Below are 23348 nucleotides of genomic sequence, written 5' to 3'. Positions count from 1 at the left end.
AGTAACATCGGTACTCCGGGGGAGCGCGCACCCCGTAGGTACTCCATGATGGAGGGTATGGCGGAAGCGATCTACGTCGGCGGGTTGCTGGTGGCGACGCCACTCCTCGACGACCCCAACTTCCGGCGCAGCGTCGTGCTCATCCTCGAACACGACCACGACGGCGGCACCCTGGGCGTCGTGCTCAACAGGCCGAGCGACATCTCGGTGACACAGGTGCTGCCGGTGTGGGATCCGTTGATCAGCGGGCCCTCCGTGCTCTTCGAGGGCGGGCCGGTGCAGACCGACAGCGCGCTCGCGCTGGCGGCCGTCCCGAGCGGTGAGGAGCCGCTCGGCTGGCGCAGGCTGCACGCGGGCACCGACGCCGTGGCCCGGCTGGGCACGGTGGACCTGGACGCGCCGCCCGAGATCCTGCAGGGGGAGATCGCGCAGATGCGTATCTTCGCGGGGTACGCGGGGTGGACGACGGGGCAGCTTGAGAGCGAGATAGCCGAAGGGGCCTGGTACGTCGTGGACTCCGAGGTCGGCGACACCTTCCACGCCAACCCCGCCACCCTGTGGCGGCAGGTCCTGCGGCGCCAGCGCGGGGAGCTGGCCTTCGTGGCCACCTGCCCGGACGACCCGACCCTGAACTGACGCCCCGCCCCTGAACCGACGTCCCTGACGCCCCGACCCTGAAATGACGGCAGGTTGGAAAGTCGGCGCCGCAGGTCCCGGCCCGTCCGCAGGGAGTTCTCCGCCAGTGCGATGCTCTCCGCCATCGGCACCGTGATCCTGGGCGGGGGCCGTACCGGCGGATGTGGAGGGACGGGGTCGCGGGCGGGCATAAACTCGATGGGGTGAGCACGAAGATCCTCCCAGAGCAGGAGACCACTCCGCGGACGTCGCACGGCGACGGCGATCACGAGCGGTTCGCCCACTACGCGGACAAGCACAAGATCACCGAGAGCATGGTGACCGGCACGCCCATCCGCGCCCTGTGCGGCAAAATCTGGGTGCCGAGCCGCGACCCCAAGAAATATCCGGTCTGCCCGGAGTGCAAGGAGATCTACGAGGGTCTGCCCCAGGGCGGCGGCGAGGGCGACGGCGACAAGCAGTGAGTGTTGCTGAGCGGTAATCCTCCCGCGGAGGGCTACGGTCTGTAGCCAGACCAGCTCATATCGCATTGGGGGATCGCATGGCCCGGCGTGCGACAGCCGTTTCCTTGGCATGCCTGCTCGCGGCCGGGCTCACGCCGCCGCTCCGGCCCGGCACCGCCCTGGCGGCGGCCGGATGCCTCACACAGGCGCACGGCACGGCCGCCGCACGACGTACCCCGGAGCCGCGCAGACCGGGACCGCGATCGCCCAAACTGCGAGAACCGGCGAGACCGGGAACGCCACACGTGCGAAAGCCACGCGAGCCGGCACCCGGATCAGGGACGCCGAAGCTGCGCGGGCCGGTGCCGAGTCCGGAGGATCGAAAGCCACGTAGACCGGTGTCCGGTCCGGGGGGGCGAGAGCCGCGCAGGCCGGTGCCAGGGCCTGGGGTGCCGAAGTCGCGAGGGCCGGGGCCGCGGTCGCCCAAGCCCGAGGACGTGGCCATGGTCGCGGGAGAGCTCGGCCGGCGGCTCGCGGGGGTCGCGCCGGCCAGCCAGATCACCGTGCCCACGCGGGTGCACGTGATCACCCGCGGCGCCCAGCGCGGCGTCTCCGACCAGGCGGTCGCGGCCCAGATCGACGCGCTCAACTCCGCGTACGGCGGCAAGTTCGGCGGCGTGGACACCGGCGTGCGCTTCAGGCTCGACGGCATCTCGGTCAAACAGGACGCCCTGTGGTTCGCCGACCCCGTCGGCCACGAGAAGACCATGAAGAACGCGCTGCACCAGGGCGGCGCCGACACGCTCAACCTCTACATCGCCCAGCTCAGCGAGCTCATGCTGGGCTTCTCCAGCTACCCCTACTGGTACGCCGACGCCCCGGCCCTCGACGGCGTCGTGATCGACTGGCGCAGTCTGCCCGGCGGGGCGATGAGCAACTACAACAAGGGCTTCACCGGCGTACACGAGATCGGGCACTGGCTCGGTCTGTTCCACACCTTCGAGAACGGCTGCCACGAGCCGGGCGACGGCATCGCCGACACGCCGGCCGAGGCCAAGCCGACCGAGGCGTGCCCGGACGACAAGGACACCTGCGCCGCGCAGACGGGCAAGGACCCCTCGCACAACTACATGGACTACGCCCACGACCGGTGTATGTGGGAGTTCACACAGGGGCAGGCCGAGCGCATGCACCAGATGTGGGCGGCCTACCGGAGCACCCCGCTGCTCTGATATTCCGGGCAAACTACGATGTGCAGGTGACAGCACCAAAGGCACTTGACACTCCCTACAAACCCCCGGGAATCCTCAGCCCCGAATACCGCATGGCCACCTTAGGCATCCTGCTGGTGGTCACGCTGATCGCGTTCGAGGGCATGTCGGTCGGGGCCGTCATGCCGCAGATCTCCGAGGACCTCAACGCGCTCAACCTGTACGGGCTCAGCTTCTCCGCCTTCCTCATCGCCAGCCTGTCGATGAACGTGGTGGCCGGGCTCTGGGCGGACCGGCGCGGCTACCCGGTCCCGTTCCTGGCCGGGGTGGTGTTGTTCGCGCTCGGCATGGCGCTGGCCGGGGCGGCCTCGTCCGCCACGATGTTCCTGGTGGCCAGGGCCGTGCAGGGGTTCGGTGGCGGGGCCGCCATCGTGGCGCTGTTCGTCATGATCGCCCGGGTCTATCCGGTGGACGTGCGTCCCAAGGCGTTCGCCGCCGTCTCCGCCGCCTGGGTGGTGCCCGCCATGATCGGGCCGTCCATCGCCGGGACCGTCGGGCAGATCGAGCCGCTCGGGTGGCGTTACGTCTTCTACGGGATCGTGCCGCTGGTGGTGCCCGCGCTGGCGATGCTCGTACCGGCGTTGCGGATGGGCGCCGCCACCAGGTCCGAGCCGGGCACCGGGCCGCGTTCGAGACCGGGCGCGATGGCGTTGGCCGCCGCAGCCACGGCGGGCGGGGCCGGGCTGCTGCTGCACGGCGTGGACCGGTTGCACGTGCAGTTGCCGTCCGCGATCGCGGAGACGGCGGCGGGCCTGGCCTTCCTGATCTACGGCCTGTACCGGCTGCTGCCGCCGGGGTCGCTGCGCCTCGAACGAGGGTTGCCCACGACCGTACTGATGCGCGGCTTCTTCTCGGCCTCCTTCTTCGGCGTGAACGCCTTCATCCCGCTGGCACTGCAGGACGTGAAGTCCTTCGGCATCACGGAGGCGAGCATCGCGCTGACGACCGGGGCGCTGGGCTGGTCCGCCGGATCGTTCCTGCAGAGCAGGCGGACCGGCGAGGCCCACAAGAGGATGCGGCTGAGCGCGGGCTGCATCACCGTCGCCATCCTGGTCTGCATGCTCTGCGTCCTGCCCGGGGTGAGCGGGTGGATCGCCGTGCCCGCGTGGATCCTGGCCGGGTTCGGCATGGGCTTCGGCATGACCACGGTCAGCATCACGGCCATGAAGCAGTCGCCGGTCGAGGAGCAGGGCGCGAACTCCGCGTCCCTGTCGGTGACCGACCAGCTCGGGTCGGCGCTGACCATCGGGATCGGTGGCGCGCTGGTGAACGCGATCGGGCACTCCTCCTCCCAGATCGCCACCGCCTTCCTGGTGATCTCGGTTCTCATGGCGGTCATCGCCTTCAGCGGGGCCCTGCTCGCCTTCCGCACCCGCTGAATTCCGTCCCTCCCGCCACAGCGATCACGGTTCTGCTGATGCCCGTGGCGGGGAGTGATAGGACAGCGGGCAAGGAGGTGCCATGGAGGGCGATCACCGTGTCTGGCCCCCTGAGCCGGAACCCGGCCGGGGCCGGCCTCCCGAACCGCCGCCCGGCTGGGGGCGGCGCGGCCGGCCGTACTCGGGCGGTCCGGCGGCCGGGGCGCCACAGGAGCCCGGCCGGGGGCGTACACATCCCATGGACCTGGAGGAGCCGGCCTGGAGCCCCCGCATTCGGCCCGGACCCGACCGGGGGCGTTCTGCGGAGGCGTGGGAGGACCTGCCCCCTTCGGCCCGCCTGCACGGCTCTCCGGCCGACCCGAAGCCGCCGCGCGGCAGGCACGGGGGCGGGACGCGGCGACGGGTGACGATGGTGCTGGTGGCCCTGGCGGCGGGGGCGGGGCTGGTGACGGGGACGACGGCGGTGACGTTGTGGCTCACCACGCCACGGGCGGACACGGGGAACCTGAGCGACGCGCTGGCCGGGGTACGGGCGACGCTGCCCGACGGCTGGAGCACCGGCCCGGTGGCGCCGGTCACGGGATTCACCTCGGTCGTACGGGACGGGCAAGGGGGCCTGGTGATGGCCAGACCGGTGCCTGGACCGATACCCGACCCCGAGCGGGCCACGGCGGACGCGGCGGAGCTGTACTCCAGGCTCCTGCTCAAGGGCGACCGCGTGTCCGTCGTCGAGGACAGGCAGATTCCCGGCGGGCACACCCGCGCGATCCGGGCCGAGTACTCGGATGTGGTGAACCGTCCCGCGTACCTCAGAGTGATGCTGCTCACTCGCGCCGACCGGCCGGTTCTGCTGGTCGGGCTGCTGCAACCCGAGCAAAACAGCCGCAGGCAGGCGCTTGACGCGGTCATGACGAGCCTCAGATAAGCCGCCTGGCACGTAAACGACGTTGGCCAGAATATTCGGCTCACCTTCCTTGACCGGCCAGGATGCCTTGCCGTTGGCAGCGGAGAGGAATGGCCATCGTCGGGCGCTCCGATCAGTTAAGGTTGGTCTGTCATCGATAACCAAGACGATGTGTTGGACGGCCCCAGGGCATGGGGTCGCAGCGCGGGGAGCCCTCCAGGCGTTGGCCGGGGCTGTGAATCGCGAACCACCTGGGGCAACCCAGGAATCTCAGTCCTTTGGGGCTGAGGGGATGTCAAGGCACGTCTTGTCGGTGGGCCCGATTACTCTTGGGTCACTGTGAGACAGCGAAGCACACGAACCCCAGAGGTGATGCGGTGAGCACCTTCGCCGCATCCCACCTTTCGCCTTCCTATCCAGACCGGGCCGCGTGGGGCACCGCCCCCGCGCTGCGCGCCTGGCAGCAGCAGGCGTTCGACCTCTACTTCACGCGGGAGCCGCGTGACTTCCTCACCGTGGCGACACCGGGCGCGGGCAAGACGACCTACGCCCTGCGCATAGCCAGCGAACTGCTCGCCAACGGGGTGATCAGGGCGATCACCGTCGTGACGCCCACCGAGCACCTCAAGCGCCAGTGGGCCGACGCCGCCGGCCGGGTCGGCATCGCCATCGACCCGGAGTTCAAGAACAGCCAGGGCACCACCTCGCGCGACTACACCGGCGTGGCGGTGACGTACGCGCAGGTGGCCATGCACCCGGCGCTGCACAGGGCGCGCACGGAGGCCCGCAAGACGCTGATCATCTTCGACGAGATCCACCACGCGGGCGACGCCAAGTCGTGGGGCGACGGCGTGCGCGAGGCGTTCGAGCCCGCCGCGCGCCGGCTCCAGCTCACCGGGACGCCGTTCAGGTCCGACGACAACCCGATCCCCTTCGTCGGCTACGAGGAGGACGCCGAGGGCTTCAAGCGCAGCATCGCCGACTACTCCTACGGCTACGGCCCCGCCCTCGACGACGGAGTCGTCCGGCCGGTGATCTTCCTGGCCTACTCCGGCGAGATGAAGTGGCGCACCCGCGCGGGCGACGAGATCGCCGCCACGCTCGGCACCCCGCTCACCAAGGACCAGCTCTCCCAGGCGTGGCGGGCCGCGCTCGACCCGAAGGGCGACTGGATCCGCCAGGTCATGCAGGCCGCCGACCGCCGCCTGTCCGAGGTGCGCAGGGGTGTGCCTGACGCGGGTGGCCTGGTCATCGCCACCGACCACGAGACCGCCCGCGCCTACGCCCGCCACCTGCGCAACATCACCGGCGAGGGCGCGACCGTGGTCCTGTCCGACGACCCGGGCGCGTCCAAGAAGATCAAGCAGTTCGCCGCCTCTGAGGACCGCTGGCTGGTGGCCGTGCGCATGGTGTCGGAGGGCGTCGACATCCCCCGCCTGTGCGTCGGGGTCTACGCCACCTCCACCTCCACCCCGCTCTTCTTCGCCCAGGCCGTGGGCCGCTTCGTGCGGGCGCGCAAGCGCGGCGAGATGGCCTCGGTGTTCCTCCCCTCGGTGCCCACGCTCATGGGCCTGGCCAACGAGATGGAGGTGGAGCGCGATCACGTGCTCAACAAGCGGCCTCCCGAGGACGGCCTCGACGACTCGCTGCTGGAGCAGGCCAACCGGCAGAAGGACGCACCCGACGTCCTGGGCGACGAGTTGCCGTTCGAGACGATGGAGACCTCGGCCACGTTCGACCGGGTGCTCTTCGACGGCGGCGAGTTCGGCACCGGCGCGGAGGTCGGCTCCGCCGAGGAGGAGGACTTCATCGGGCTGCCCGGCCTGCTGGAGCCCGACCAGGTGGCGACGCTGCTGCGCAAGCGGCAGTCCGACCAGCAGGCGGCCAAGCGTAAGCAGCAGGCGGAGGAGCCCAAGGAGGAGCTGGCGCCGCACGAGCAGATCGCGGAGCTGAGGCGGGAGCTGAACGGGCTGGTGGGGGCGTGGAACCACCGCACCGGCCAGCCGCACGGGGTGATCCACTCGGATCTGCGACGGGCCTGTGGCGGCCCGCCGATCGCCCAGGCGACGGTGGAGCAGATCAGGGAGCGCATCGCCATGATCCGCCGCTGGGCCACCCAGCGCCGCTGAAGGCTCCTCTCCGGTACGTGCCGCCTCTGCGGTACGTGTGCCGCCGGTCCCGGGGTGAGACGGTCCCGGGGTGAGACGGTCCCGGGGTGAGACGGTCCCGGGGTGAGACGGTCCCGGGATAAGACGGTCCCGGGGTGGGACACAGAGGTCCTCACCTCGGGACGTTCTGACCGCAGGGTGTGCCTGGGGCTCGGGGCGTTCGCAGCGCGGGATGTGCGGCAGGGCCCGGAGCCGTGTTGAGCTGTCTGACCATGATGCGGCACATCTCCGGCCGCAACTCGCGCTCGCCGTCCGCGCGGTAGACGACCTGCGTGGTGCCCACGTCGCCGTGCGGCCATTCCTCGTACCCGTGCCGCAGGTACAACCGCTGCGCCGCCGGATTGTCCAGTCCCACGCCCAGCGCGACCCGCTCGTGGCCCATGGCGGAGAGCCGCTGCTCCGCCTCCCGCAGCAGTCCGGTGCCGATGCCCTCGTTGCGCCGGGGCGGTACGACCTCCAGGTGCGTGAGCAGCGCGACGCCGGGCAGATGGACCCGCAGTTCGGGCTCCTCCGCCGGCGCCAGCCAGACGTAGACGTCTCCCAGCGCCGTCTCCCTCTCCCAGGCGACCAGCAGGAACCCGTGCCCGTCGGCCTGCAGGCTCAGCCGGTCGGCGAAGTAGGACCGCTGGCCCAGCGATCGGATCATGGCGGGGAGGTCGTTATGGTCGGCTTGTCGGATTTCAGGTGCCTCCACGGACGTCAAGATTCCCGGTTGACGCCGCGCCGAATCAAGGGCGCGGGTCTGTGCGGTGCTGGTAGTTGAGTCCTGGCGCGCCATCCTTGACCAGCCATTTCAGCGCGTCGGGCACGTCGGCGGCGAGCAGGGTGTGCTTCTTGAGATGCTCGATCCAGCGCAGGCGGTCCCGTTTCCACGCCTCGATGTAGGCCACGCAGAACGCCGGCTCGATCCTGCTGACCCTGCCGAGCGCCGCCCGCAGCGAGGCCTCCATGGCCTGGGGATCGGGCTCGGAACCGGGCGGCAACCGCTTGACCCGCAGCAGCACGTCCAGGATGAAGGCCCGGCGCCTGGCCAGGAAGCCCGCCCAGTGCCTGGCGCCGGCGGCGGCCGCCCAGCTCCCGTCCTTCGCCGAGTCGAGCAGCCAGTAGACGCCCTCGGCGAGCACGTCGCCGAACTCCTGGTCCCGCGCCCTGGCCGGGCGGTCGAAGGGATCGTAGGCGCGCTGCCTGACCATCCCCGTCACCGCGAGCCGGCGCAGCGAGGTGTCGTCCAGCAGGTAGAACCAGTCCTCGTTGTAGACGTTCGGAAAGAACGATGGGTTGCGGAACGTCTCGACCGCCAGCGCGCCGCCGCCGAGGAAGGAGTCCTGGTGGCCGCCGGTCAGGCGGTGGGCGTGGCAGACGACCGAGTTGTCCGGGTAGCCGCCGATGTGCATGCCCACCGCGTCATAGCGGTCGAGCAGCGCGGCCGCCCGTTCGACGTCCTCGTGCCCGCCGACCACGATGTCGTCGTCGAGGAAGATCACGCGCTCCCAGCCCATCAGGTTGGCCAGCAGCAGCCCGAGGTTCCGCTTCGCGCCGAGGTCGGTCGCGCGCTTGAAGATGCTGTCCTTGACCAGCGCCGTCGTCGCGAAGTCCGGCAGGTTGAGCCGGGTCGTGTCGTCCACGTCGATGGCGAGGTAGCGCACGTCGTCCGGCATGGTGGCCGCCGCCCGATCGGCTCTGCTCCAACGCCTGCTGTGCAGCGTGACCAGCGGGCAGCCCAACCGCGCCGCCAGCCGTACGGCGTGGTGCAGCCATCTCGGATGCCGGATCGTGGGGACGATGATGGCATCCACCCTGGCCCTGCCGGTGACGGCGCCGGGGGTGATGAGGTCGACGAGATGCCGGTGGGAGCCGCGGTGGTGCTCCGTGCGGGCTGGTTGCCCCTCAATCTCCATGCCCGGGCTCCGACCATTCGTGCAGCCGTACGGTGTCCAGCGCCCAGTCGGGGGTGACGACCGCTCTGCCCTCGATGCGGACCCGGGTGAGGATGCCGTAGGAGGTGGCGTCGCCGAAACGTTGCCGCAGGTACGCGGAGTTCCGGTCGCGGAACCGCTCGTCGGTCAGCGCTCGCACGGCTCCGTACACGCCTCTGCCGTACATGCCGTTGCAGATGGTCAGCGTTCGTTCGACGTTGTCGGGGTTGACCCCGCGGTAGAAGAACGCGACGTCCTCCAGCAGCGGGGCGTCGGCGTCCGGCCCTCTGCGGACGGGGTAGTGCCGGCGCGGTGCGTCGTTCCCCTCGGTCACCTCGAAGTACGGCCCCCGCTCGCCGCCCCAGTCGGCCACCTGCCGAACCGGCAGCTTCATCCGCGCCAGCATGGACTCCGTCACCTCGTTCCAGTCCACGCCGCCGAGCAGCGCGAGGTGGGTGGTGAAGTCGTCGGAGCGCAGCTCGTCGTGGGCACGGAGAGTGACCAGGCTGGCCGGGTTCGCGGCCCTGAGATGGCCGTGCAGCTCGAACAGGGAGTCCAGGTCGGAGTACTTGTAGTGCTCGATGTAGTCGGCGGACTTCGGCGACGCGTACGGGATCTTGGCCAGCTCGTCCTCGGGGAGCCGCGAGCAGATGATCGTGATCGGCTCCCCGTGGGGGAAGCGCCACGGGTTCGTGCCGAAGACGTCGTGCCTGGGGGCGGCGCCGGCGTTCTCACCCGTGAGCCTGGCCCGCAGCGCCGCCTGGCGCAGCTGGTTCAGCTCGGTGAACAGCCTGCGCTGCTCCTCCAGCTCGGCCGGCGTCAGGTCGCCGATCGGCAACATGCGGGTGCGTCCGTTGGCGACCGAGCGCCTCGTGGCGAAGAACGTGGCGTACTCCTCCAGCCGGTGCAGCGGTGGGATCTTGCCGGCGTGGACGGACTCCCACGAGGAGATCGACGGCACGCTGACCTGGAGCGCCTCGCGCAGCTGGCTCTGGGTGATCCTCAGGTCGGGCCAGTGGCCCTCACGGAGCTCGCGCAGACGGCGAGCCAGCGCGGCCTGCGCAATATCGTCGCCGCTCATGCCTGGCCTTCTTCTTTCGTATGAACTTCAGCTATTTCGAGTGAACATCACCCCGGCCGCGTACGCGAGGGGCGAATGCGCAGCTAGATCCGCACTTTGCGGCCGACGTGCGTAAACCCATGCCAAAGAGCCGCCAAAGAGCCACAGTCTAGCCACCTGACTATGCCGCACGGGCGGGACTGAGACACATCTGTCCGGGGTATGAATGAAAATGACAGAAGTTCAGGTTAATAAACTGAAGTTTCCTGAATACAGGTGGAGGTGGTTCGTGACGGATATCCGCTGAGCCACGTTTCCCACCAGGAGCGGCATCCCGGCGAAGAAGCAAGGTTCCGTTCAGAGCGCGTCTCCGCAGCAGGGAAAACCTCATGGACACAGTAGCCCTCCACCTCTCGGTGGCCATGCCCGCCTCACCCGACCCCCGACACCTGTCCCTCCTCATGCTGACCGTCCTGATCGGGCTGACGGTGACGGCGATCCGCAAGCTGTTCCGCCGGACCCAGCTCGTCATGGTGGTCAGCGGCACGAGCGTCATGCTCGTGATCCTCACGGTCCTGCTCCTCGCCTACATGATCACCTACGGCGGGGCCTGAAGGACACCGTCGCGCGCGGCGCGCCCCCCAAGGCGTCGCGCGCGGTTCAGGCGAAATACCAGGTCAAAGTGTACGAATCAGACTCCCGGCCGACGATTACGGTGAGTGACTCTGTGTGTTTGGACACAGAGCAGTGGCCTTCTGTTAGAAGCTCGACGGAAGCGGCAACAACAACTCTTGGCTGTCTTGCGGATATGCAGAAGGGCTTTGCCCATGTCGTCTGAGGCCACCGGAAAGTCGACGCTGAGCGTCACTTCCGGCCTCTCTCGAAACGCCATCATCATCAGGCTCGAGGGCGAGCTCGACGTGAACGCGCTGCAGATCCTCCGGGAGCACCTGCAGCACATCTGGGAGCTGCCCCCCAAGCCCTTCCTGATCCTGGACCTGGGCGAGATCTCGTTCTGTGACTCCATGGGCATGAACGAACTCGTCGACATGATGCAGCGCTGCGAGTCCAGGGGCACCAGGCTGCTGCTCGGCGGAGTGCAGGGGGTGATGGCCCGGGTGTTGTCGATCACCGGCCTGCGGCACGCCTTCGAGGTGTTCGCGAAATTCGACGACGCACTGCGACTGGCCGTGGCACAACCTTAGACATGCCGGCCGCGCCGCTCCGGATTCGAGCGGCGGGCCGGTCCGCGCTTCCCCGGCCGTTCACGCCTCCGATCGGGGGATGCGCCGTCCGCTGCGGCCATCCGTCGGAATGCAGTCCGGCCTGCCGGGTAACGGGACCCTCAGGCTGGCCATGCCGTCTGTGACGACGACGGGCCGTACGAGCACGTTGGGGTGGCTCCCGCGTTCCCCGAGGTGCGGGGACTCGTGCAGCCAGATCAGCAACTCCCTGCCCCGGGCACGCAGGGTGACCTCGGCCGCGCCGCACTCACGCGGCAGCGCCGGCCAGACGAGCACGAGCTCCTTCCCGACCCGCGCGGACCGGGGGACCGGGTCGTGCTCGTCACAGGAGCCGGGCAGGACCGTTGTGCGGGCGGCGGGCGCGGGCGAGACGGGGCCGGGCGAGGAGAGAGTGCGGTGGGGGGCGGGTGGGGCGGGCATGGTGTGCGCGGCGGCCTGCTGGACGGGGATGGTCGGATGCAGCGAGTTCATCGTGATCGTCCCCGCTTCCAGCAGGGCTAAGGTCACGATCGCGCCCGCCCGCTCGGATCTGCTGCCCTTGACGAGCAACCAGAGGCAGAGGGGCGCGAGCAGGAGCCAGGCCAAGCCGAGGGAGAGAGGCAGCATGAAAAACCCTCCACAGATTGGAAGATCTATTACTCTCCGTATTACTTTGGCTTCGGAGTGGGTTCGCTCTCTTCGATATCACATGAACTGAACGTTGCCCAGTGTGTACTCTTCGTGATCGACGGCGTCATGGGGCGCCGGGCTACCGTAGAAGGGTGCCTGAGGTGAGTCTGTATCTGCCTGAAGACATCAAGCACCGGGTCGCTGAGGCGGCGCGGGCGCATGGGATGTCCGAAGAAGCCTTCATGCGCGAGGCCATCACGCGCGCGCTGAGCGACGAGGCCGTCCGGGAGCGTCCGCGGCCGCGGCTTCCCCTGTTCGACAGCGGCGATCCGAATCTGGCCCGGAGCGTGGATGACGTTCTGGCCGAAGGGTTCGGAAAGGACGGACTCGACTGATGCTCATCCTCGACACAAGCGGCGCATTCGCTGCTGTCGACCGAGCTGCTCCGGAGCATCTCGCCGCGAAGAAGGTGCTCGACAACGAGACGGGAACGATCGTGCTCTCGCCGTTCGTCCTCGCCGAGTTGGACTACATGCTCCTCAACCGGATCGGGCTACGTGCCGAGCTGGATTACCTGCGTGAAGTCGGGCGTGGCGTCTACGAGCTCGTTCCGGTGACACACTACGAGGTCGAACGCGCGGCAGAGGTCATCCAACGCTACGAAGCCATGAAGGTGGGCCTCGCCGACGCGTCCGTGGCTCTCCTGGCCGCACGTTACGAGACGACCCGCGTACTCACGCTGGACCAGCGTCACTTCAGGGCGATGAAGCCGCTCTGGGGCGATGCGTTCACGGTCCTGCCCGCCGACGCGAACTGACTCAGCCCACCGCAGGCGCTCCCCGCAGGGTGGCGCCTGCCTGGCGCATTTCGGCCAGGGCCGCGTCCGTGGTCGTTCTGGCCACGCCTGCCGTCAGGTCCAGCAGCACGCGTACCGCCAAGCCGTGCTTGACCGCGTCCAGGGCCGTGGCGCGGACGCAGTGGTCGGTGGCGATGCCCACCACGTCCACCTCACGCACCCCGCGCTCCCTCAGCCAGTCCGCCAGTGCCACCCCGTCGCCCGAGGCGCCCTCGAAGCCGCTGTAGGCCGCCTCGTAGGCGCCCTTGCTGAAGACCTCCTCGACCCCCGACACGTCGAACGAGGGGTGGAAGTCGGCCCCCGGGGTGCCGGCCACGCAGTGGGCGGGCCAGGTGGAGACGTAGTCGGGGGTGCCGGAGAAGTGGGCGCCGGGCGAGATGTGGTAGTCGCGGGTCGCCACGACGTGGTCGTAGCCGTGGTCGGCCACGTGTCGGGTGATGCCCGCGGCCACCTCCGAGCCCCCGGCCACGGCCAGGCTGCCACCCTCGCAGAAGTCGTTCTGCACATCGACGATGATCAACGCGGTGCCCATAGGTAGCACGATACGTCAGGCGAATTCGGTGGGGATCGCCGCGTATCCGCGTCCGAGGTGGAGGGCCTCCTGGGGAAGGGTGGCGATGGCGGCGGCGTGGCGTTCGCGGGCGGCGGACAGGGTTTCGCGGCCGACGACCCGGCCGTCGCGGACCAGTTCGTGCAGCAGGGGGATGCCGTTCTGCGGGGCGAGCCCGCCGGTGGTGATCAGTTCGGTCTCGACGTGGCCCTGCTCGTCGAGCAGCCGGTAGGCCTCCTTGCGGCCCCCACGCGACGGCTTGCCCACCGAGCGCTTGGCCACGGGCTCCAGCTTGCCCGTCGCCGTCTCCCTGGCCACCAGCTTGTAGACCAGGGCCGCCGTCGGCACGCCCGAGCCGGTCACCAGGGAGGTGCCCACGCCGTAGCCGTCCACGGGGGCGGCGGCGAGCGCGGCGATGGCGTACTCGTCGAGGTCGGAGGTGACCAGGATGCGGGTGTTGAAGGCGCCGAGGGCGTCGAGCTGCTCGCGCACCTCCTGCGCCGCGGCCGCCAGGTCTCCGGAGTCGATGCGGACCGCGCCCAGCTTCTCGCCTGCCAGCTCCACAGCCGTGCGTACGGCCTGCGCCACGTCGTAGGTGTCGACCAGCAGCGTGGTCTCCGGCCCCAGCGAGGCGATCTGGGCCTCGAACGCCGCCCGCTCCGAGTCGTGCAGCAGGGTGAACGCGTGGGCCGCCGTACCGGCCGTGGGGACCCCGTACAGGCGTCCGGCCATCAGGTTGGAGGTCGAGGCGAATCCGGCGATGTAGGCGGCCCTGGCGGCGGCCACGGCGGCGCTCTCGTGCGTGCGGCGCGAGCCCATCTCAATGAGGGGCCGCTTGCCGGCGGCGTTCGACATGCGGGAGGCGGCGGAGGCCATCGCGCAGTCGTGGTTGAGTATCGAGAGTGTAACGGTCTCAAGCAGTACGGCCTCGGCGAATGTGCCCTCAACGACCATGATCGGCGAGGCGGGGAAATAGAGCTCGCCCTCGCGGTAGCCGTAGATGTTCCCGGAAAAGCGGTAATCGGCGAGAAACGCCAGGGTGGTCTCATCGACCACCTCGTGTTCTCGCAGGTAGGTGAGTTCCTCGTCACCGAAACGGAAGCGTTCGAGCTCGTCCAGGACACGTCCCGTGCCGGCGACAACCCCGTACCTACGGCCACCTGGCAGATGCCGGGCGAACACCTCGAAAACCGCGCGCCGTTGCGCCGCTCCGCTCCGCAACGCGGCCTGGAGCATCGTCAGCTCATAGTGATCTGTGAGCAACGCAGTGCTCATGGTCATTGTCACGACTCGAAGACTACGGCCCAGATAGGGCAGACTCGTGGATGTGGGTAGCACCGCTCCAATCGCCGTTGAGCGTCCGTCATCGGACGTCCGGCCCGATCTGCCATGGGTGACCATCGTCTGGAACGACCCGGTCAACCTCATGTCCTACGTGACCTACGTCTTCCAGACGGTCTTCGGATACAGCAAGGAGAAGGCCGAAAAGCTGATGATGGACGTCCACCACAAGGGCAAGGCGGTCGTGTCCAGTGGCACGCGCGAGGAGATGGAACGGGATGTGCAGATTCTCCACTCCTACGGCCTGTGGGCGACGGTCCAGCCGGACTCGGTCAAGTGAGGCACATGGCGAACGCGGCGAACGCAAGGAAACCGGAGCCGAGGACAGTGAGGCGACGCGGGTGAGTTCGGGGTTCTCGCGGGGCAGGGACGGGGCGGTCGTCACCGTGTTCGAGGCGGCGGAGGTGTCGCTGCTGCGCTCGCTCGTGTCCATGATGCTGGGCATCGTCTCGCCCGGTCACACCGGCGACGACCCGCTGGAGCGGGCGCTGGGCATCGGGGACGGGGCGGCGCCGTCCGATCCCGTGCTGGCCAGGCTGTTCCCCTCGGCGTACGAGGATGAGAAGGAGTCGGCCGAGTTCCGCCGCTACACCGAGGCCACGCTGCGCGACGGCAAGCGGGCCGACGCGCAGGTCGTCCACGAGACGGCCAGGTCGGGGCGGGCGGAGCTGACGGCGGAGCAGGCGCAGGCGTGGTTGCGCGCGCTCAACGACCTGCGCCTGACGCTCGGCACCAAGCTGGAGGTGACCGAGGAGGTGCACGACGAGATCGCGACGATGTCGGAGGACGACCCCCGTTACCCGGCCTACGTCACCTACGACTGGCTGACCTACCTCCAGGACAGCCTCGTCAGAGCCCTCTGGTAATTTCCGGGCATGCTGTCGATCTCGCAGGAACTGGTTGACAAGATCGTCGCCCATGCCCGGGCGGATCACCCGGACGAGGCGTGTGGCGTGATCGCGGGCAAGAACGGCGTGCCCGAGCGATTCATCCCGATGGAGAACGCCGAGCGTTCTCCCACCTTCTACCGATTCGACTCGATGGAGCAGTTCCGGGTCTGGCGGGAGATGGACGACCGGGACGAGGAGCCCGTCGTGATCTACCACTCCCACACCGCCACCGAGGCGTACCCGTCGCGCACCGACGTCTCCTACGCCTCCGAGCCCGAGGCCCACTACGTCCTGGTCTCCACGAGGGACGAGAACGAGGTGGAGTTCCGCTCCTACCGCATCCTCGACGGTGTGATTTCCGAGGAAGAGGTAAGGTTTCTCCCATGATGGTCAGGCCGGTGCAGAGCTTTCTCTTCGCGCACAGCCCGGCCGTCGTCGTCTACGACTGTCGATGAGGCGGAATCCGCATCCAGCCATCGGCGTTGCATGCCGATGGGACGACGACCTGACCTAGGAGACTGAGCGCGATGGCCATCGAGGTTCGCATTCCGACCATCCTGCGTAACTACACCGACGGCGCCAAGGCAGTGAACGCCGACGGCGCCACGCTCAACGAGCTGATCAGCAACCTTGAGGCCGCCCACCCCGGCATCAAGGAGCGGCTGGTGGACGACGGCAGCCTGCGCCGTTTCGTCAACGTCTACCTGAACGACGAGGACGTGCGTTTCCTCGGCGGCCTCGACACGCCGGTGTCCGACGGCGACACGGTGACCGTGCTCCCAGCTGTCGCCGGCGGGTGACATGCGTTTCGAATCTCTGATCGACTCGGTCGGCCGTACGCCCCTGGTCGGGCTGCCGAGACTGTCGCCCTCCGCCGACGTGCGGATCTGGGCCAAGCTGGAGGACCGCAACCCGACCGGGTCGATCAAGGACAGGCCGGCCCTGTGGATGATCCAGGAGGCCGAGAAGGACGGGCTGCTCACGCCGGGCTGCACGATCCTGGAGCCGACCAGCGGCAACACCGGCATCTCGCTGGCCATGTCGGCCAAGCTCAAGGGCTACAGGCTGATCTGCGTGATGCCGGAGAACACCTCGGAGGAGCGCCGCCAGCTCCTGCGCATGTGGGGGGCGGAGATCATCTCCTCGCCCGCCGCCGGCGGTTCCAACGAGGCCGTGCGGGTGGCCAAGGGACTGGCCGCCGAGCACCCTGACTGGGTGATGCTCTACCAGTACGGCAACCCGGCCAACTGGCGCTCCCACTACGAGTCCACGGGTCCCGAGATCCTCGCGGACCTGCCCACGGTCACCCACTTCGTGGCCGGGCTCGGCACGACCGGGACGCTGATGGGGGTCGGCCGGTTCCTGCGCGAGCGGGTCCCCGACGTCCAGATCGTCGCGGCCGAGCCGCGTTACGGCGAGCTGGTGTACGGCCTGCGCAACGTGGACGAGGGCTTCATCCCCGAGTTGTACGACGAGTCGGTGCTGACCACCCGCTTCTCGGTGGGCTCGGCCGACGCGCTGCGGCGCACCCGCGAGCTGCTGTCCTCCGAGGGCATCTTCGCCGGCGTCTCGACCGGGGCCGCGCTGCACGCCGCGCTGGGTGTGGCGGGCAAGGCGGTCAAGGCGGGTGAGCGCGCCGACATCGTGTTCGTGGTGGCCGACGGCGGGTGGAAGTACCTGTCGACGGGTGCGTACGAGGGCACGCTGGATGAGGCGGAAGAGCGCCTCGAAGGCCAGCTCTGGGCCTGAGTTCCAGGTCTGGGCCTGAGCTCCGGCTCTGGGCCCTGAGGGGTGCAAACGGAAGGGCGGCCGGTCCTCGTTGACCGGCCGCCCCCTTGTTCTAGCGCGCTCAGTTGAACAGCACGCGCAGCGAGAACGTCGCCTCGGTGTCGGTCTGCGTGCCACTCAGCCCGACGGCCCGCAGCACCTGCGCGTTGGCCTTGTCGTCGCCCTGCATGGACTGCAGGTACAGGTTCTCGATCTTGTCGAGGTCCACGAAGAGCGCGTAGTTCGACTCGCCCGGGTTCGGGATCGCCGCCTGGAACGTCTCCGAGTCGCCGAGCGTGCCCTCCTCGATCAGCTTCTTGGCGTACTCGTCGGTGGTCGCCACCGTGTAGACGCCGTCGCCGCTCTGCTTGGCCAGCTGCGGCGCCTGGCCGCCCTGGGACAACTTCTGCAGCACCTTGTCCAGGATCGCCTGCGCCTTGGCCGGGTCGGTGGCCACCCGCACGCCGCCCTTGATCTGGTCGCTGTTCAGGCCCTCGCCGTCCACCGCGACGGTGAAGTTCTGGCCGAGCACCGTGGCCAGGTCGCCGGGCAGCTCCACGCCGAGCTGGGTCTTGGCCTGCTCGATCATCTGCTTGATCTCCGCGCCGCCGGCCGCCGCGGCCTGCTTCTCGATCTCGGCCCACTGCTTGTTGACGACCTGGTCGAGTCCGGAGACGGACAGGGCGCCGGCCGTGGTGGCGGGCAGGGTGCCGAGGTTGGCCACGGGCAGGTCGCCCTCGGGGGCCATGCCCTTCGCGCCGCGTACGACGCCGGCGAGCTCGACGTAGGCGCTGTCGAAGCGCAGGGCGCCGGCGAAGCTGGCGTCCTTGATCTTCTCGACGGCCGACGCCTGCTCGGCGGAGACCTCCTGCTTGGCCAGCTCCATCAGGCCGCCCATGCTGGCCCAGAACGACAGCACACCCTGCTCGCCGACCGCGCCCATGTCCTCGCTGTACCTGGCGTTGTCGGACAGGCTGCCCTCACCCTGCGCGAACTTGTCGGCGAGTGCCTGGGTGGAGCTCAGTAGCGCGTAGTCCTCGCGGAAGGCGATGCCGTACTTGTCGCCCTCCATGAGCTTGGCGATGCCGGCCTTGGCCAGCTCCTGGTCGGTGACCTGGACGGCCACCGCGATGTCGGGCTCCTCCTTGCCGGAGGGGACCGCGGCGAAGCCGATCCGGCTGCCCAGCCACGGGTCGACGTCCTTGGCGAAGTCGACCTTGCTGTCGGCGTCCTGGCCGTTGATCAGGTCGAACAGCGCCTTGCGCGGGTCCTCGCCCGTGAAGCTGTCCTTCGTGACCGTGAACTTCCTGGCCAGCTCGAACAGCGCCACCTTCTGGTTCGCCGCCGGGTCCAGGTCGAGGCGGGCGTAGGCGATGGAGTCGGCGGGCAGGACGTCGTTCGGCTGCGTGCCGCCGCCGCCGAAGGCGCCCACGGCCCACACCGCGCCGCCGCCGAGCAGGACGACCGCCAGTGCCGCCGCCACGGCGATGATCCAGGTTGGGCGGCCCTTCTTGCCGGGCTCTGCCGGCCCGAAGCCCTCGGGGCCCTGCTGCTGCCAGCCACCTTGCGCGTACTGGCCCTGCTGCTGCCAGCCGCCCTGGGCGTGCTGCTGGTCCTGCTGCTGCCAACCTTGTTGCGGCTGTTGCTGCCAGCCGCCCTGGCCCTGCTGGGCCTGCTGGCCCTGCTGCCAGTTCTGCTGGGGCTGCCCGTACTGGGGGCCGTACTGGGATTGCTGGCCGTAGGACGCCTGCTGATCGTAGGCTCCCTGACCCTGGTTTCCCTGCTGACCATAAGGCTGCTGCTGCGGATACGGCTGCTGGGGCGGGTACGGCTGCCCCGGGTACTGCGCCGTGGGTGGGTTCTCCGGCTGCTGCCCCTGATTCCAGTTGTACGCCGTGGTCCGATCAGGATCCTGGCCATAGGGGGGATTGTTCGCAGACATCACTCAACTCACAATGTGGACTTTTGACCACAGAGAAGGTAGCTGATGTTGCTGTATCGGCGCTTGCAATGTACTGAAGTCGGAATTACACCCGATTCAGCTCTTTTCTCGGAACATCGAGGTAGACCTCGCCGTCGCCGTAGTCGCTGACGTTCGCCCAAGGCACGAAGGTGCACCCGGCGTAGACCGTCCGCGCCAGCGTCCGGGAGAGCCAGGCCGATCGGCCCTGGCGATCGCGGGTGAGGCCGAGCAGGACCGGCGCGCGCCGGCTCGACACGACCAGACCGTAGACGGTGTGGCTCTGCTGCAACTCGCCCTGGTGCTTGACCACCCGCATGTCCACCACGAAACCGACCCACACCCCGCCCGAGTCCCAAACGGACTGACCGATGAGTTCGGTGACACTTGCCATGAACGACACGTTGTCAGCCGAATCACGTTTTCGCAGGTAGGCGCGCTGATGGCGGAATGCTCTAGAGTATCTAGAACATAGTTCCAGACGTGAGGCAGGGCGGATGACGAAGTTCGACGAGGCCACGCAGGCGATCAGGGTGGACGAGAACACCTACGACGTGTGTCTCGACCCCGGATACGCGATCGGCGGCCCGCTCAACGGCGGTTACCTGATGGCCGTGATCCTGCGCGCGGCGGTGGACGCCTCGCCGTTCGAGCATCCGGTGAGCACGACCGCGCAGTTCCTGAAGGCGCCGGTCGCCGGCCCCGCGCAGGTCAGGGTGGAGCCGCTCAAGGCGGGCAGAACGGCCGCGTTCGCCAGGGTCACGCTGGTGCAGGGCGGGGTGGCGCAGATCGAGGGCTTGATCACCACGGCCACTTTGCAGGATGTGGAGCCAAATTATGCCGATAAAGCGGCTTATGAGATGCCTGCGGCGGAAGACTGCGTCAAGCTTCCCGACCCCAAGCCCGAATCCGGCATGACGTTGAACGCCCAGATGGAGCTGCTGTTCGACCCGCCCACGATCGGCTGGTTGAAGGGGGAGCCCACGGGCAGGCCGGAGTCGCGGGCGTACTTCAGGATGACCGAGCCCCAGGACCCCGACCCGTACGTGCTGGCGCTGGCCGTGGACGCGCTGCCGCCCGTGGTGTTCTCCGCCGGCGGGCGCGGCTGGGCCCCCACCGTGGACCTCACCTGGCACCTGCGCGCGCTGCCCGCGCCCGGCCGGCTCACGCTGCTCGGCAGCGGCCGGCTGGTCTCCGACGGCTGGTTCGACGAGGAGGTCGAGGTACGCGACTCCACCGGCCGCCTGGTCGCCCAGTCGCGCCAGCTCGCCCGCGTCGGCAGGGGCTGAACCCGGCTTCAACTTCAGCTCCAACTGTGACCGAGGTAACACCCCATCAGGCACGACGCGGTTCAATGTGAGCATTCTTACGCAGTGTTGATCGTGCAGGTCGCCTACCCTCAAGAGCGTGCCGGACGCGAGTATTGGGATCTTCGACAGCGGGGTCGGCGGCCTGACGGTCGCCCGTGCGATCATCGACCAGCTGCCCTGCGAATCCATCACCTACGTGGCCGACACGGCCCATCAGCCGTACGGGCCGAAACGCCTGGCGGAGTTGCGCGCCTACGCCTTGGAGGTGATGGACCACCTCGTCGAGCAGAACGTCAAGATGCTCGTGATCGCCTGCAACAGCGCCAGCTCGGCCGTGCTGCGCGACGCCCGTGAGCGATATGACGTGCCCGTCGTCGAGGTGATCATGCCGGCCACCAGGCGTGCGGTGCGCGCCACCCGCAACGGCAGGGTCGGCGTGATCGCGACCAGTGCCACCATCCAGTCCATGGCCTATCACGACGCCTTCACCGCGGCTCCCGACGTACAGCTCACCGGCGTGGCCGCCCCACGCCTGGTGGAGTACGTCGAGCGAGGCGAGACGATGAGCGATGAGCTCATCGAGGTCGTGCGCGAGTACCTGGAGCCCATCAGGGCCGCCGGATGCGACACGCTCATCCTGGGCTGCACCCACTACCCGCTGCTCACCGGCGCCATCTCCTACGTCGCCGGTGACGGGGTGACGCTGATCTCAAGCGCGGACGAGACGGCCAAGGACGTCTACCGGATCCTGCATGACCGCGAACTGGCGGCGGGAGGCGAGGCCACCCCCCGGCACCGCTTCCGCGCCACCGGCGACTCCCTGCTCTTCGCCCGGCTGGGGCGGCGTTTCCTGGGCCCGGAGATCGATGCGGTCGAAGTCGCGCCAGTGGGGGGTACTACCTATAACGGGAGGCCCACATGAAGGTGACCATCGTCGGATGTTCCGGAAGTTACCCCGGCCCCGACAGCCCCGCATCCTGCTACCTTCTCGAAGCCGACGGGTTCAGGATGCTGCTCGATCTTGGCAGCGGGTCGCTGGGCGCGCTGCAACGCCACATCGGTCTGTACGACGTGGACGCGATCTGCCTATCGCACCTGCACGCCGATCATTGCCTGGACATCTGCGGCTACCACGTGGCCCGCACCTACGGCCCCGCGGCCCCGTACCCCGCCGTGCCCGTCTACGCGCCGGCCGACGCCCCGCAGCGGCTCGCGGCCGCGTACGGCATGCCGGAGGAGCCCGGTCTTGAGACCGCGTTCGAGTTCGTGCCGCTGGCGCCGGGCACGTTCGAGATCGGGCCGTTCACCCTCACCGCGGGCCTGGTCAACCACCCGGTCGAGGCGTACGGCTTCCGCGTGGTCAACGGCGGCAGGAGCGTGGCCTACTCGGGCGACACCGGAGAGTCGCACGAACTGGTCAAACTGGCCACCGGCGTCGACCTGCTGCTGTGTGAGGCGTCGTTCGTCGAGGGCCCCGACCTGCCCACCGGCCTGCACCTGACCGGCCGCCAGGCGGCCGAGCACGCGGCCAAGGCCGATGTGGGCAGGCTCGTGCTCACCCACCTCGTCCCGTGGAACGACCAGGCCACCGTGCTGGAGGAAGCCACCGGCGGCGGCTACGGCGGGCCGGTGGAACTGGCCCGCAGCGGCGCCGTCTACGACTTGGCGTGAGCCTCGTCAAAGCCGCCTGCGACCTGGCGTGAGCCTCGTCAAAGCCGGTCTACGGCCTGGCCTGAGCCACGTCAAAGCCGTCTACGATCTGGCCTGAGCCTCGTCGAAGTCGCGCATGCGCGGCAGCGGCGAGAACAGTAGTGGCAGGAACGTCAGCGTCTTGCCGATCATGAGCAGCCACAGTGCCTGCCGCACCCCGATCTGTTCGGCGACGAGGCCGCCGAACAGGGCTCCCAGCGGCATCACGCCCCAGGTCAGGAAGCGCACCGACGCGTTGACCCGGCCCAGCAGGTGCTGGGGGGTGACGGTCTGCCGGTAGGTGACCTGCCCCACGTTCGTGAGGATCGCGCTCCACGTGATCATGATCGAGGTGATCGCGAAGCACACCACCCGCCAGTCGGCCTGCGTCATCGGCAGGAGCAGGGCGAAGGGCGGGCCGATCGTGCCGGCCAGCCACGTCATCCGCGCGGTGCCGAACTTCCTGGACAACCAGCCACCGGTCAGGCCACCGAGCAGGCCGCCGATCCCGCCCGAGATGAGCAGCAGCCCGACCGCGCCGGGCGACAGCCTGACGGTCTCGGTGAGGAACAACACCGACAGGCCCAGCACGCCGCTGACGAACAGGTTGCCGGTCGCGGAGGAGAGCACGAACGCCCGTAACAGGCGGTCGCTCAGCACGTACGCGAGCCCTTCGCGGATGCTGCGCAGCAGCGGGGTGCGTTCGACGTCGGCGGGCGGTTTGTCGGGCGCCCTGATCGTGGCCAGGAGCGCGACCGAGGCGAGCGCCCCGACCGCGCCGGCGACCACGGTGAACGGCGCGCCGAGCCACTGCACCAGCGTGCCGCCGAGAGCGGGCCCGCCCAGGACCGCTCCCGAGCGCACGACCTCGAGTTTCGAGTTGCCGTCGCCGAGTTGCGAGGTGCCGACCAGATCGGGCAGGTACGTCTGATCGGCCACGTCGTTGAAGATCTGGGACACGCCGACCAGCAGCGCGACCGCGAACAGCATGTGGATCGTCAGCAGGTCCAGCGCCGCCGCCAGCGGAATGCTGCCGAGCAGCATGACCTTGGCCACGTCGGAGACCATCATCACGCGGCGCTTGCGCAGGCGGCCGACCCACACCCCCGCGGGCAGGCCGACCAGCAGGAACCCCGCCGTCTGCAGCGACGACAGCACCCCGACCTCCGTGGGCCCGGCGTGCAGCACAAGCACCGCGACCAGTGGAAGCGCCACCCGTAAGATATTCGCTCCGAGTTCGTTCGCCACATGCGAACCGATGAACCGGAGGAAGTCAGGGTTTCGCAACACCCCCGTTGTCATTGCGTAAGGATCCATGTGTCGGACACATTTGGTCAAGAGTGTCGGGGCGCGGA

27 protein-coding genes are annotated in these 23348 nt (G+C 68.9%); 18 read left to right on the top strand and 9 right to left on the bottom strand.

The window, feature by feature from the left end:
- The first annotated feature begins 57 nt into the window (after nt 1-57).
- The 6 genes from AB0I81_RS32160 to AB0I81_RS32135 all read left to right on the top strand — a co-directional run bounded on the left by AB0I81_RS32160 (nt 58) and on the right by AB0I81_RS32135 (nt 6762).
- The gene (locus AB0I81_RS32160; RefSeq protein ID WP_360664002.1) at nt 58-636 is read left to right on the top strand and encodes a YqgE/AlgH family protein; all 579 of its coding nucleotides are present in this window, start codon (nt 58-60) and stop codon (nt 634-636) included.
- Between the two features lie 203 nt (nt 637-839).
- On the top strand, nt 840-1100 hold the full coding sequence (locus AB0I81_RS32155) for a DUF3039 domain-containing protein (protein ID WP_360663999.1): 261 nt from the start codon (nt 840-842) through the stop codon (nt 1098-1100).
- A 428-nt stretch (nt 1101-1528) separates the two neighbouring features.
- Entirely contained in the window at nt 1529-2311 is a 783-nt protein-coding gene (locus tag AB0I81_RS32150; protein WP_360663998.1) for a zinc metalloprotease, read from the top strand.
- A gap of 92 nt (nt 2312-2403) precedes the next feature.
- Nucleotides 2404-3729 (top strand): MFS transporter, encoded by a 1326-nt coding sequence (locus AB0I81_RS32145; protein WP_360663995.1) that lies wholly within the window; start codon nt 2404-2406, stop codon nt 3727-3729.
- 82 nt (nt 3730-3811) lie between these two features.
- Nucleotides 3812-4654, top strand: a complete 843-nt coding sequence (locus AB0I81_RS32140; RefSeq protein ID WP_360663992.1) for a hypothetical protein — start codon at nt 3812-3814, stop codon at nt 4652-4654.
- 356 nt (nt 4655-5010) lie between these two features.
- Complete coding sequence (locus tag AB0I81_RS32135; RefSeq protein ID WP_360663989.1) at nt 5011-6762, top strand: DEAD/DEAH box helicase; 1752 nt, start codon at nt 5011-5013, stop codon at nt 6760-6762.
- A gap of 151 nt (nt 6763-6913) precedes the next feature.
- Here AB0I81_RS32135 and AB0I81_RS32130 read toward each other — a convergent pair whose 3' ends face one another.
- The 3 genes from AB0I81_RS32130 to AB0I81_RS32120 form a co-directional block, all read right to left on the bottom strand.
- Entirely contained in the window at nt 6914-7447 is a 534-nt protein-coding gene (locus AB0I81_RS32130) for a GNAT family N-acetyltransferase (RefSeq protein ID WP_360663986.1), read from the bottom strand.
- Between the two features lie 82 nt (nt 7448-7529).
- Nucleotides 7530-8699, bottom strand: coding sequence for a hypothetical protein (locus AB0I81_RS32125; RefSeq protein ID WP_360663983.1), 1170 nt, complete (start codon nt 8697-8699; stop codon nt 7530-7532).
- Complete coding sequence (locus AB0I81_RS32120) at nt 8689-9798, bottom strand: helix-turn-helix transcriptional regulator (RefSeq protein ID WP_360663980.1); 1110 nt, start codon at nt 9796-9798, stop codon at nt 8689-8691. The genes AB0I81_RS32125 and AB0I81_RS32120 overlap by 11 nt, the downstream gene beginning before the upstream one ends.
- A gap of 368 nt (nt 9799-10166) precedes the next feature.
- Between AB0I81_RS32120 and AB0I81_RS32115 the strand changes: the two genes are divergently transcribed.
- A complete protein-coding gene (locus AB0I81_RS32115; RefSeq protein ID WP_360663977.1) occupies nt 10167-10391 on the top strand; it encodes a hypothetical protein in 225 nt (74 codons plus the stop codon).
- Nucleotides 10392-10604: 213 nt separating this feature from the next.
- Nucleotides 10605-10982, top strand: a complete 378-nt coding sequence (locus AB0I81_RS32110) for an STAS domain-containing protein (RefSeq protein WP_360663975.1) — start codon at nt 10605-10607, stop codon at nt 10980-10982.
- A gap of 60 nt (nt 10983-11042) precedes the next feature.
- On the opposite strand, the gene AB0I81_RS32105 is transcribed toward AB0I81_RS32110, so the two are convergent.
- Complete coding sequence (locus tag AB0I81_RS32105) at nt 11043-11627, bottom strand: hypothetical protein (RefSeq protein ID WP_360663973.1); 585 nt, start codon at nt 11625-11627, stop codon at nt 11043-11045.
- A gap of 164 nt (nt 11628-11791) precedes the next feature.
- On the opposite strand from AB0I81_RS32105, the gene AB0I81_RS32100 reads away from it, so the two are divergent.
- Nucleotides 11792-12025 carry a CopG family transcriptional regulator gene (locus tag AB0I81_RS32100; RefSeq protein WP_360663971.1) on the top strand — a complete coding sequence of 78 codons (234 nt, stop codon included), beginning with the start codon at nt 11792-11794 and terminating at the stop codon, nt 12023-12025.
- Nucleotides 12025-12447, top strand: coding sequence for a PIN domain-containing protein (locus tag AB0I81_RS32095; RefSeq protein ID WP_360663969.1), 423 nt, complete (start codon nt 12025-12027; stop codon nt 12445-12447). Before AB0I81_RS32100 ends, AB0I81_RS32095 begins: the two co-directional genes overlap by 1 nt.
- 1 nt (nt 12448) lies before the next feature.
- Here AB0I81_RS32095 and AB0I81_RS32090 read toward each other — a convergent pair whose 3' ends face one another.
- Nucleotides 12449-13018, bottom strand: a complete 570-nt coding sequence (locus tag AB0I81_RS32090; protein WP_360663968.1) for a nicotinamidase — start codon at nt 13016-13018, stop codon at nt 12449-12451.
- Nucleotides 13019-13033: 15 nt separating this feature from the next.
- Entirely contained in the window at nt 13034-14323 is a 1290-nt protein-coding gene (locus tag AB0I81_RS32085; protein WP_360663966.1) for a nicotinate phosphoribosyltransferase, read from the bottom strand.
- Nucleotides 14324-14363: 40 nt separating this feature from the next.
- On the opposite strand from AB0I81_RS32085, the gene clpS reads away from it, so the two are divergent.
- The 5 genes from clpS to AB0I81_RS32060 all read left to right on the top strand — a co-directional run bounded on the left by clpS (nt 14364) and on the right by AB0I81_RS32060 (nt 17016).
- Nucleotides 14364-14657: an ATP-dependent Clp protease adapter ClpS gene (clpS, locus tag AB0I81_RS32080; protein WP_360663964.1), complete on the top strand. Its 294-nt coding sequence runs from the start codon at nt 14364-14366 to the stop codon at nt 14655-14657.
- Nucleotides 14658-14718: 61 nt separating this feature from the next.
- On the top strand, nt 14719-15243 hold the full coding sequence (locus AB0I81_RS32075; protein ID WP_360663962.1) for a DUF2017 domain-containing protein: 525 nt from the start codon (nt 14719-14721) through the stop codon (nt 15241-15243).
- A gap of 9 nt (nt 15244-15252) precedes the next feature.
- Complete coding sequence (locus AB0I81_RS32070; RefSeq protein WP_360663960.1) at nt 15253-15654, top strand: M67 family metallopeptidase; 402 nt, start codon at nt 15253-15255, stop codon at nt 15652-15654.
- A 140-nt stretch (nt 15655-15794) separates the two neighbouring features.
- The gene (locus tag AB0I81_RS32065; protein WP_360663958.1) at nt 15795-16067 is read left to right on the top strand and encodes a MoaD/ThiS family protein; all 273 of its coding nucleotides are present in this window, start codon (nt 15795-15797) and stop codon (nt 16065-16067) included.
- Nucleotide 16068: 1 nt separating this feature from the next.
- Nucleotides 16069-17016: a cysteine synthase gene (locus tag AB0I81_RS32060; RefSeq protein ID WP_360663956.1), complete on the top strand. Its 948-nt coding sequence runs from the start codon at nt 16069-16071 to the stop codon at nt 17014-17016.
- A 100-nt stretch (nt 17017-17116) separates the two neighbouring features.
- Here the strand turns inward: AB0I81_RS32060 and AB0I81_RS32055 are convergent, their stop codons facing one another.
- Both AB0I81_RS32055 and AB0I81_RS32050 read right to left on the bottom strand, forming a co-directional pair.
- The gene (locus AB0I81_RS32055) at nt 17117-18976 is read right to left on the bottom strand and encodes a DUF3352 domain-containing protein (protein WP_360664442.1); all 1860 of its coding nucleotides are present in this window, start codon (nt 18974-18976) and stop codon (nt 17117-17119) included.
- An 85-nt stretch (nt 18977-19061) separates the two neighbouring features.
- Nucleotides 19062-19388 (bottom strand): hypothetical protein, encoded by a 327-nt coding sequence (locus tag AB0I81_RS32050; protein ID WP_360663954.1) that lies wholly within the window; start codon nt 19386-19388, stop codon nt 19062-19064.
- 103 nt (nt 19389-19491) lie between these two features.
- On the opposite strand from AB0I81_RS32050, the gene AB0I81_RS32045 reads away from it, so the two are divergent.
- The 3 genes from AB0I81_RS32045 (at nt 19492) to AB0I81_RS32035 (ending at nt 21975) form a co-directional block, all read left to right on the top strand.
- Nucleotides 19492-20283 (top strand): thioesterase family protein, encoded by a 792-nt coding sequence (locus tag AB0I81_RS32045; RefSeq protein ID WP_360663952.1) that lies wholly within the window; start codon nt 19492-19494, stop codon nt 20281-20283.
- A 118-nt stretch (nt 20284-20401) separates the two neighbouring features.
- Nucleotides 20402-21226: a glutamate racemase gene (murI, locus tag AB0I81_RS32040; protein WP_360663950.1), complete on the top strand. Its 825-nt coding sequence runs from the start codon at nt 20402-20404 to the stop codon at nt 21224-21226.
- The gene (locus AB0I81_RS32035; protein WP_360663948.1) at nt 21223-21975 is read left to right on the top strand and encodes an MBL fold metallo-hydrolase; all 753 of its coding nucleotides are present in this window, start codon (nt 21223-21225) and stop codon (nt 21973-21975) included. The genes murI and AB0I81_RS32035 overlap by 4 nt, the downstream gene beginning before the upstream one ends.
- A gap of 81 nt (nt 21976-22056) precedes the next feature.
- On the opposite strand, the gene AB0I81_RS32030 is transcribed toward AB0I81_RS32035, so the two are convergent.
- Nucleotides 22057-23295 (bottom strand): MFS transporter, encoded by a 1239-nt coding sequence (locus AB0I81_RS32030; RefSeq protein WP_360663946.1) that lies wholly within the window; start codon nt 23293-23295, stop codon nt 22057-22059.
- Nucleotides 23296-23348 lie beyond the last annotated feature (53 nt).

This window comes from Nonomuraea sp. NPDC050404 (assembly GCF_040655495.1).
Classification (GTDB): domain Bacteria; phylum Actinomycetota; class Actinomycetes; order Streptosporangiales; family Streptosporangiaceae; genus Nonomuraea.
The sequence above is the reverse complement of the archived record's forward strand: the minus strand, read 5'-3'. Positions and strand labels throughout refer to the sequence as shown.